Annotated in this window: 4 protein-coding genes and 1 pseudogene; 1 reads left to right on the forward strand and 4 read right to left on the reverse strand. The window is 70.8% G+C overall.

All coding sequences use genetic code 11. The annotated features are described in order from the left end of the window. Positions 1-46: 46 nt before the first annotated feature. The 4 genes from E2651_RS39960 to mtnA form a co-directional block, all read right to left on the reverse strand. Entirely contained in the window at positions 47-1810 is a 1764-nt protein-coding gene (locus E2651_RS39960) for an LpqB family beta-propeller domain-containing protein (RefSeq protein WP_135336185.1), read from the reverse strand. 85 nt (positions 1811-1895) lie between these two features. Then, positions 1896-4052, reverse strand: a complete 2157-nt coding sequence (gene mtrB / locus E2651_RS39965; protein WP_135336182.1) for an MtrAB system histidine kinase MtrB — start codon at positions 4050-4052, stop codon at positions 1896-1898. 1 nt (position 4053) lies between these two features. After that, positions 4054-4743: a two-component system response regulator MtrA gene (gene mtrA, locus E2651_RS39970; protein WP_209446372.1), complete on the reverse strand. Its 690-nt coding sequence runs from the start codon at positions 4741-4743 to the stop codon at positions 4054-4056. A gap of 131 nt (positions 4744-4874) precedes the next feature. Further along, a complete protein-coding gene (mtnA, locus tag E2651_RS39975) occupies positions 4875-6044 on the reverse strand; it encodes an S-methyl-5-thioribose-1-phosphate isomerase (protein WP_135336184.1) in 1170 nt (389 codons plus the stop codon). A 140-nt stretch (positions 6045-6184) separates the two neighbouring features. On the opposite strand from mtnA, the pseudogene E2651_RS39980 reads away from it, so the two are divergent. Further along, positions 6185-6364 (forward strand): annotated as a pseudogene (locus tag E2651_RS39980) (hypothetical protein); the annotation flags it as partial.

Genomic DNA, 6364 nt, shown 5'->3' on the forward strand with positions numbered 1-6364 from the left:
CTATTCGTCGGCAGCGTCAGGTGTGTATAAGAGACAGGACCGGAGGTCACCCCGGATAGACCGGAGCCGTCCCCTCCTTGACCACCGTCTGCCACTGCGCGCCCGTCGGCAGCCGCACGATCCCGTCGTCCGAGTGCGCCACCAGCGGCTGCCGCTCGTCCTCGGACGCCGCGATCTCCTTCACGCCGGTCAGGCCGGGCAGCGTCGCGCCCGGCAGCGCCGAGCCGTCGGACTGGACGTACCGGATCTGCTGCACACCACCGGACTCTCGCCCGACCACCACCAGGCGGCTGCCGCCCGCCCAGGACATGGCGGTGACCTCCTCCATCTGCGGTGCCGCCCGGCGCAGTTCGACCACCGAGATGTCCGGCTGCTCACCCTTGGCGCCGGTCCGCTCGACGCGGCCGATCCGCAGGGACGTCTTGCCGTCCTTCTTCACCAGAAGCGCGATGCGCACGCCGTCCGCCGACACCCGCACCGCCTCGATCCGTCCGTCGAGGCCCGCGATCTTCACCGGCGTCGGCTCGCCCGCGCCTTGGTCGAGCCAGAGCAGCCGCGACCCCTTGCCGTCGCGGTCGGCCACCCAGAGGTCGCCCCTGCCGTCCCAACTGGGCGTGGAGAAACCGTCCTCCTCGGACTTCGCCTTGCTGCGCGCCTCCGGCTTGCCCAGCGGACTGCCCGGCGTCAGCGACCCCATGTACAACGAGCGCCCGTCGAGCGACACCCCGGCCGCACGTTCCTCGTCACGCGACACGGCGGCCGTACGCAACGACTTCGCGCCCTCGCCCAACGGCCCTGGCACCTGCACCGGTTCGGCCTTGCTGCCCGCGACGCCCGCGGGCATCCGCACCAGGCGCTTCTCGTCGTCGACGAGGTACTGGTAATCGGGGTGGTCGGCGGTGCGGTGCGGCGCCACGGTCTCGGCCCGGTCCTCGCTCAGGACACACAGCTGCGACCCGTTGGAGCGCTGCAGCTCCACCTCCTTGACGCTCGAGGACTTCAAGTCCTGGAGCGTGAAGAGCAGTTGCGCCGCCATCTTGGTGCACAAACCCTGGTCGTAGTTGTCGGCTTCCTTGTTCAGCGGCACCGTCAACTTGTTCTGGTCGTCGGGCGCCAGCGTCTTGGTGCCCTCCTTGAGCCGCGTACCGCCCGGGAAGATCGTGGTGACGACCGGCTTGAGCCAGTTGGTCGGCCCTTCGAGCAGGGCCTTGACGGTCTCCGTCAACGGGTCTATTCGCTGCCGTATGTAGACGGGGTCGGCGACGAGCGCCTCCTGGCCGCCGCCCGCACCGGTCTTGGACGAATTCGACGCGTAGTAGTACTTGTTGACGGACCAGTAGATGCGCTGGAAGTCGGACTGCCCGAGCACCACTCCCTGCGGCACCCGGTCGATCCGCCACTCCTTGCCATTGGGTCCGTCCTGCCGGGTGAGATGGACCGTCTCGCGGTACGCGTCGTTGTTGAGCTGGTACGCGTGCTGCTTGTCCACCATGGCGACCTTGCGCCCGGTCAGCGGGAACGAACGGCCGTCCTCATCGCGGTCGCCCGGGTTCCCCGAGCCCTGGCTCGGACCGTCCGCGAGCACCGTGGTCCGCAGATCCGGCTGCCAGCTCCTGGACGCTTCCTTGGTCAGATACTTGCGGGCCATGTCGAACTTGGGGTCGTCACTGGTGAGCGCCTCGAGGAAGCCCGAGACGATCTCCGTAGGACCCGCGTTCTCGCCCGGAGGCATCGCGTAGACCCGGACCTGCGACTGCGAGTCGGGCCGCTGGGAGGCGTCGACCGCCTTCAGGTTCCCGCTGTCGGGCATCGACGCACAGCCCGCGAGCAGCGCACCGCAGCAGCCGAACAGCACAACCGTCCCCAGCGGACGCCGGTGACCGCGCCGATCGTGGTCAGCGCCCACGAGAGGCCTCCCCTTCCCTGGCAGGATCCACTTCCCCGGCCGCTGCTTCCCTCGCCGCGTCCGGTGCCGCGTCCCTCGGCGGACGTGGCTCTCCGGAGCCCTCGTCCACCCGGGAGGCACCGCTCCGCGGCTCCTCGCCCGGCGTCGTCCCGCCCGGCGTCGTCTCGTCGTCCAGGAGCCGGCGCGGCACGACCCGCGCACCGCTGCCGGGCAGCGCCGCCGGATCCACCGCCATGGCCGCCTGCGCGAGCCTCGGCGCGATCGGCGCCCTCGCCGGGACGGGCGGTGCCACCCGCTCCGCCGCCGACGGCTGGGCCGGCACCGTGGCCAGCTTGTTCAGACCGCCGAGCGGAAGACCGGCATCGTTCAGTCCGCGGTGGCGGCGCGAATCCTCGGGCTCCAGGGGTATCGGCGATCCCCGGAGCGCCTCGTCGGCCGTACGCGGCAGGGTGAGGCGGAACTGCGAACCACCGCCCGGCTCGCCCCAGGCCTGCAACCAGCCGCCGTGCAGCCGCGCGTCCTCCAGGGCGATGGACAGCCCGAGACCCGTACCACCGGTGGTACGCGCGCGTGCCGGGTCGGCGCGCCAGAAGCGGCTGAACACCCGAGTCGCCTCGCCGGGCTTGAGGCCCACTCCGTAGTCCCGTACGGCGACGGCGACAGCGCCGCCCGCCGCCGCGAGCCGCACCACGACGTCCTGGCCCTCGCCGTGCTCCACGGCGTTGACGACGAGATTCCGCAGCACCCGCTCCACCCGCCGGGCGTCGGCCTCGGCGATCACCGGCTGCTGGTCCCCGACGATCCGCACGTGCGTGCCCTTGCGCTCGGCCAGCGGCTCCGCGCCGCCCACGACCCTGCGCACGACCTCACGCAGATCTATCGGCTCCGCCTCGAGCGCCGCCGCGCCCGCGTCGAACCGGCTGATCTCGAGCAGATCCGCGAGCAGCGTCTCGAACCGGTCCAGCTGATCGGCGAGCAGCTCGGCCGACCGCGCCGTCACGGGATCGAAGTCCACGCGCGCGTCGTGGATGACATCGGCCGCCATCCGTACGGTCGTCAACGGCGTACGCAGCTCGTGCGAGACATCGGAAACGAACCGCCGCTGCATCCGCGAAAGCTCCTCCAGCTGCTGAATCTTCAACTGCAGGTTCTGCGCCATCTTGTTGAAGGCCTCGCCCAGCCGGGCGATGTCGTCCTCTCCGGTGACCTTCATACGTTCCTGAAGGCGCCCGGCGGACAGCCGCTCGGCGACGCCGGCCGCCATCCGTACGGGCGTGACGACCTGCCGCACCACGAGCCAGGCGATGGCGCCGAGGAGCACCACGACGAAGAGTCCCGCCGTGGCGAGCGTCGTGCGCACCACCCCGAGCGACTCCTCCTCCTGGGTCAGCGGGAAGAGGTAGTACAGCTGGTAGGCATCGCCGTTGAGGTCATTGAGCCGCTTGCCGATCACCAGACCCGGCTGAGCGTCACGGCCGTCGTTGAAGACGATCCGCGTATTGGCCTGATAGGCCCGAGTGCCCTTGTCGACGCTCTCGCGCAGCTCCTCGGGCACGCTCTGGATCGGATCGACGCCTCCGGAGGCACGCGGTCCGCGCACACTGCCACCGTCGCCCGTGGACGTGGGGCTCAGCGTCACCACGTTGAACGCGCTCTGGCCGCCGCTGGAGAGCTGCTCCACCAGGTCGGACATCCACACGGCCGTGGGCGGTGTGGTCCGGCCGTCCGGCGTGCCGCTGTCCTGCCCGGCGCTCGGCCTGGCCGAGTTCGCCTGCTCCTGAGCGGCCCGGAAGCCGCCGTCGGCCTGGCTCTGCGAGGCCTTCTCCTTGGCCTTGAGCAGACCGTTGTTCACGGAGCTCATGACGGCGAAGCCGAGCATCAGTACGACACCGAGCGACATGAGCAGCGTCGTGACGACGACCTTCAGCTGAATGTTGCGCCGCCACAGCCGCAGCGCGGGCAGCAGCGGCCGCCGCACCCAGCGCGCGAAGAGCCTCAGTACGGGGCTGCCCTGCACCCCGTCCTGCAACAGCAGACCGCCGTCGAGGAGCCGCCCGAACGCGGAGCCGCGCCGCGCCGGTCCTCCAGTCCGCCCCGAGCGGCCACCCGGAGCCCCGGGCGGTACGGGGGAACTGTCCCGGGACACGTCAGCTCGGTCCGGCCTTGTAACCGACACCACGGACGGTCACCACGATCTCCGGCCGCTCCGGGTCCCGCTCGACCTTCGAGCGCAGCCGCTGCACGTGCACGTTCACCAGGCGGGTGTCCGCCGCGTGCCGATAGCCCCAGACCTGCTCGAGCAGCACCTCACGCGTGAACACCTGCCACGGCTTGCGCGCGAGCGCGACAAGAAGGTCGAACTCGAGCGGCGTCAGCGCGATCGACTGCCCGTCCCGCTTCACGGAGTGCCCCGCCACGTCGATGACCAGGTCACCGATGGACAGCTGCTCCGGCGCGGGCTCCTCCGACCTCCGCAGCCGCGCCCTGATCCGGGCGACGAGCTCCTTCGGCTTGAAGGGCTTCACGATGTAGTCATCGGCGCCGGACTCGAGCCCGACCACGACATCCACGGTGTCGCTCTTGGCCGTGAGCATGACGATCGGCACCCCGGACTCCGCCCTGATCAGGCGGCACACCTCGATGCCATCGCGGCCCGGCAACATCAAATCCAGCAGTACAAGATCCGGCTTTGCCTCCCTGAAAGCGGCCAGCGCCTTGTCGCCATCAGCTACGAACGACGGCTCAAAACCTTCACCACGCAGCACAATCCCGAGCATCTCGGCCAGTGCGGTGTCGTCGTCGACGACAAGGACTCGTCCCTTCATGCCTGACATCATCCCATTCTCGTAACGGTGACCGGGGCGCTGGTGAGGCAGGTCACTGACCTGTGACGATAGTCGTATATGGCCACTACTGTCTGCGGTCGTCCACGGCTGTGGATATCAGCCACTGATATCGCCCATCGATGTCAGCGGGATCCGGCACACAGCTCGGCAAGGCCCACCGCCGTCACGGGCGACACGAGGCCCTCCTCGGTGACGATCGCCGTCACCAGCTCCGGCGGCGTCACATCGAAGGCGGGGTTGTACGCCTGAGTCCCCAGAGGAGCCACCACGATCCCGCCTCCCGCTTCCGCGCCGGCCACCGGCACATAGGGTGCCGCGACCTCCGTCACCTCGCGACTCGGCCGCTGCTCCACCTCGATGGACGCTCCGTCCGGGGTGTCCGGGTCCACGGTCGTGACCGGTGCCACCACGATGAACGGAACGTGGTGGTAGCGGGCCAGCACCGCGAGCGGATAGCTCCCCACCTTGTTGGCCACCGAACCGTCGGCGGCGATGCGGTCGGCGCCGACCAGTACGGCGTCCACCTCTCCCGCCGCGAACAGCGACCCCGCCGCGTTGTCCGTGAGCAAGGTGTACGCCATCCCGCTGCGCGCCGCCTCATACGCCGTGAGCCTCGACCCCTGCAGCAACGGCCGCGTCTCGTCCACCCACAGCCTGCGCAGCCGCCCCTTGCGGTGCGCCGCGAGCGCCACCGCGAACGCGGTGCCCTCGCCCCCGGAGACCAGCGCCCCGGTGTTGCAGTGGGTCAGGATCCGGTGCTGGCCGCCGGGCAGCAGCTCGTCGAGCAGCGCCAGACCGCGCACCGCCATCCGCGCGCTGGCCTCGGCGTCCTCCTGGTGCAGAGCCCTCGCCTCCACGAGCGCCGCATCGGCCGCCCCCTCCTGGCCGGCCCCGCCCGCGAGCGCCGAGCGGTACGCCGCATGAGCCCTGCGCACGCCGTACCCGAGGTTGACCGCGGTGGGCCTGGCCCCGGCGAGCGCGTCCGCCGCCTCGTCCACGTCGAAGCCGCGTACGGCGGCGAGCGCGACGCCGTACGCCCCGGCGATGCCCAGCAGCGGCGCCCCGCGCACGGCGAGCGTGCGGATCGCCTGCACCAGTGCGGGCGCGTCCGTGCACACCAGCTCGGTCTCCTCGCCCGGCAGCCTGGTCTGGTCGAGGACGACCAGTACGGGGCCTTCCGGTGGCTCGTCCCAGCGGATCGCGGGAATCGTCGGCGCCGCGGGGGTCGCAGGGGTGAAGGAGGTCTGGGTCGGCCGTACGTCCTCGCCGGATTGCGCGTACTGATCAGCCATCCGCCCAGTCTGCCCCGTACCGGACGGACAATTGAAGGTGTGCAGCCCCTACGGCACCCGGTCGCCACCGAGGCACACCGTGGCACGATGGCTGGCAACCTGCCGCCGCGACCGCGGACGGGCACCGTGAAGGAGCGACGATGAACGACACTCCGGGCTGGGCTTCGCCCGGATCTGCCCCCTCCGACGACGGACAGGACTCCGGCAAGGAACCCACCGAGCCCGCGGACCAGCCGAACGGCCCGGGCTCCAAGTGGTCCAAGGAGCAGCCGCCACCCGCCCAGTGGTCCGCACCGAGCCCTCCGCCCGCCGGCCAGACC

The sequence above is a fragment of the Streptomyces sp. MZ04 genome (assembly GCF_004684775.1).
Taxonomy (GTDB): domain Bacteria; phylum Actinomycetota; class Actinomycetes; order Streptomycetales; family Streptomycetaceae; genus Streptomyces.

Excerpts from the sequence above, each read along its gene's own strand:
- E2651_RS39960 (WP_135336185.1), bottom strand. The coding sequence starts at position 1,810 with ATGCCCGACAGCGGGAACCTGAAGGCGGTCGACGCCTCCCAGCGGCCC.
- mtrA (WP_209446372.1), bottom strand. The coding sequence starts at position 4,743 with ATGATGTCAGGCATGAAGGGACGAGTCCTTGTCGTCGACGACGACACC.
- mtnA (WP_135336184.1), bottom strand. The coding sequence starts at position 6,044 with ATGGCTGATCAGTACGCGCAATCCGGCGAGGACGTACGGCCGACCCAG.